A 2,029-nucleotide genomic window follows, 5' to 3' on the forward strand; every position below is an offset into this window, starting at 1 on the left:
ACTAAACTTAAGTCAACTTCTAGCAATTGGGATGAATTTAGTCCTAGTAACTTAGACATTTCTAATTGAACGTATGCGAGCAAAATGTCCTGGAGCTCGTTTTCTGACGCTGCTTCTATTTCTTCTAAGATTTTTATCTTTGGTTCTATAGTTGACGATTGAATTTCAAGTAATTCAACTTCAATTTCTTCTAGAAGTAATCTTTGTCTTCCTATTTCATACAGTTGTAGTTGTTTAAATAAACCCCAATTCACATTTGCTACTATTGTTTGGGGGTGATCGCTTGTCCACAACTGTTCCAAGGCTGTGATTCCTTGCTCGGGAGTCAGCGGTTCTATACCTATTTTTATCATTAAGTTTAAATTTTGTTTACTGGCCATACCACCCCCTGACCAAGGTCCCCAATTAATACTAAAACTAGGTAATCCCTTTGCTTGACGGTAATGGGTTAGTGCATCTAAGAATTGGTTTGATGCTCCATAGTGAGCATCTCCTACCCCACCACAGACTGCGGAAAAGGATGAGAAACTCACAAAAAAGTCCAGCTCTTTGTCTTTGGTCAATTGATGAAGTATCCATCCACCTTTTACTTTAGGTGCCATTACTTCTTCTAATTGAATCAGTTCCATCTGCAGCATTGGTTTAAATCCTGCTACGCCCGCTGCATGAACAACTCCTTTGAGTGGTAGCATTGAGCTGTCTATTTGTTGAAAGACTTTTGAAAAATCTTCAGCATTGGAGACATCTGCCTGAACTACAACTACGGATGCTCCTTTTTGTTGTAAATCATTTATGAGAGCTTGTTTCTCTTGTGAGGGTTGAGTGCGACCAATCAATATCAGATTTTGTGCTCCTTTCTCTACCATCCATTTAGCTGTATGTAATCCTAAGGCTCCTAATCCTCCTGTAATTAGGTAGATGGCATCGGACTCGAGTGATACTGATGGGGATGGTTGGAGAGATTGCTTAACTAGACGAGCTACATAAGTCTGTGCTTCTCTTACAGCTAAATGATCTTCTTCGAGCTCCTTATCTGTTATAAGTTTCAGTAGTGTTTCTGTTTCGGATTCTGGAGTTCGTGGATCTAAATCTACCAATACTCCCCGCATTTGTGGATATTCTAGGGATAATACTCGCCCCATTCCCCACAAAGGTGATGCTGCCACTGAAACTTTTTCTGTTTTGGAGCAAACTGATTGGGTTGCTCGGGTCACTAGCCAAAGTTGGGGTAAATTGTTGGTTTTAATTAGGGCTTGTACTATATGTAATACCGTGCCACATCCCCAAAGTTGGGCTGACTCCAAGCTGCTTAAGGTTAAATCTTCCGTCGCTGGAGTATCTAAACTCCACAAATGAATTACTTTTTGCAATGGTAATTCGCTTTTTGATTGGATTTCAACAATCAGTTGTTCAAACTCTACTGAATCAGTGGGATTGAGTTGATAAGTGTCTATTTTTAGTTTTTGATAGTGATCTCCTCTATAAACTAAAATGCATTCACACCCTAAGAGTTGTAATTGATGGGCTATTTTTTCTGCTACTCCTGTTCGATCTGCAAAAAATATCCACTTACTTGGTTGAATTTTGGTTTTTGTTGGATTGTGTTTTATGGGTTTCCACTGAAATTGGTATAACCAATCTTCAATAGTTGCAACATTTAATTCTTGCCGATGTTGTTTGACTAGAATTTCTAATATCTCTGGTAGTAATTTTTGTTGTTGGGCGGTAAAGTTGGCACTTTGTTCGAGTTTTTGAGCCAAGGTAGAGGTGTCTGCTTTGTTTAGCAGTTCAACAATTTTAGTGCTGCTTTTTTGTGGTTTACTGCTCTTTCGAGTTTCTTTTTCTGTTGTTTCTATCCAATATCTTTGTCTCTGGAATGGGTAGGTTGGCAGAGGAACGCGATCGCGTTCCTCTTGAATGTAAAATCTAGACCAATCTACCTCAATCCCAGCTAACCATAGGTGACCTAAGGAATTGAGCAAAAAAGCTACATCCGATAGCTCTTCTTGAGGATGGCGTACTGATGCTA

At 39.3% G+C, this 2,029-nt stretch carries 1 protein-coding gene; it reads right to left on the minus strand.

Features of this window, described 5'->3' with window-relative positions; all coding sequences use genetic code 11:
* Positions 1-2,029, minus strand: a 2,029-nt coding sequence (locus H1P_RS32970; RefSeq protein WP_144875662.1) for an SDR family oxidoreductase, incomplete at both ends; no start/stop codon positions are given.

The organism is Hyella patelloides LEGE 07179 (assembly GCF_900659865.1).
In the GTDB taxonomy this organism is placed as follows: domain Bacteria; phylum Cyanobacteriota; class Cyanobacteriia; order Cyanobacteriales; family Xenococcaceae; genus Hyella; species Hyella patelloides.